The following is a 1,151-nucleotide window of genomic DNA, read 5'->3' as shown; positions in this document are numbered from 1 at the left end:
GGCGGCGCAGGCGCTGTGCCACATCCAGGGGTTGTATGCCGTCGAGGCGGACATCCGCGGCAGTCCACCCGAGGTGCGACGCCAGCAGCGGCAGGCCCGGGCCGGCCCCTTGCTGGAGAAGTTCCACGTCTGGCTGCAGGGGGTGCTGACTCAGGTGTCGACGAAGTCGGAGTTGGCCAAGGCGGCCCGCTACAGCTTGGCGCGCTGGAAGGCGTTGACGCGCTACGTGGACGACGGTCGCATAGAGATCGACAACTCGGCCGCCGAGCGTGCACTGCGCGGCGTGGCGCTGGGGCGCGGCAACTACCTGTTCATGGGCTCGAACGCCGGCGGTGAGCGCGCGGCGTCGATGTACAGCCTGATCGAGACCGCCAAGCTCAACGGGCTCGATCCCGAGGCCTATCTGCGCGACGTGCTGCAGCGCATTGCCGACCATCCGGTAAACCGCATCGACGAGCTGCTGCCCTGGAACATCGCCAGCCAGGACGCCGACGAAGAAGTGCGCGCGGCGGCATGAGCGGGCCGAGCATCGATCCACGGCTGCTGGACGTCCTTCACCAGGCCAGCAGCCTGGAGCTGTTCCAGCTCAGCACGCTGATCGAGCGCCTGCTGGCCGACCCGCGACGCATCATCGCGGTACGCAAGGACATGCACCTGGGCCAGACCGTGCGCTTCCTCGACTGGCGCGACGGCAGCCTGCGTGAAGGCAAGGTCGTGGCCATGCGCGACACCCAAGTCACGCTGCAAGATCTGCGCGAGCGTCGCGAGTGGAAGCTGCCCTATGCGGCCATCGAGCCGCCAGCTCCCAACGCCACGGCGCGACAAGCCGAAGCAGCGCCGGTGCCCACAGCACCTCGACCCACGCGTAACGACTTCCGCTGCGGCGAGAAGGTCGCCTTCGAGGACAAGTACCTCAACACGGTGGTCGGCACCATCGTGCGCATCAACGAGCGCACCGCCAGCATCGACCCGGGTGATGGCACCAAGTGGCGCGTGGGCTTCGGGTTGCTGCGCCACGTGCTCGAACATCTGAGCTACTGCGCTTCGGTCAAGAGGGCCGTCAGGCCGCGCTTACCAGGCTCAGGCCACGCTCGCGAGCGAAGGCGACCTGGGCGCGTCGAGCCAGCGGGCGCACCATTTTTGCGCTGATC

Annotated in this window: 2 protein-coding genes; both read left to right on the top strand. The window is 67.9% G+C overall.

From position 1 onward, the window contains the following. On the top strand, positions 1 to 517 hold a 517-nt coding region (locus ACXJKR_RS33085; protein WP_457326466.1), incomplete at its 5' end, for an IS66 family transposase. Beyond that, the gene (locus ACXJKR_RS33080) at positions 514 to 1,149 is read left to right on the top strand and encodes a hypothetical protein (RefSeq protein ID WP_457326465.1); all 636 of its coding nucleotides are present in this window, start codon (positions 514 to 516) and stop codon (positions 1,147 to 1,149) included. The genes ACXJKR_RS33085 and ACXJKR_RS33080, both read left to right, overlap by 4 nt. Positions 1,150 to 1,151 lie beyond the last annotated feature (2 nt).

This window comes from Roseateles sp. P5_E11, assembly GCF_054049355.1.
The sequence above is the reverse complement of the archived record's forward strand: the minus strand, read 5'-3'. Positions and strand labels throughout refer to the sequence as shown.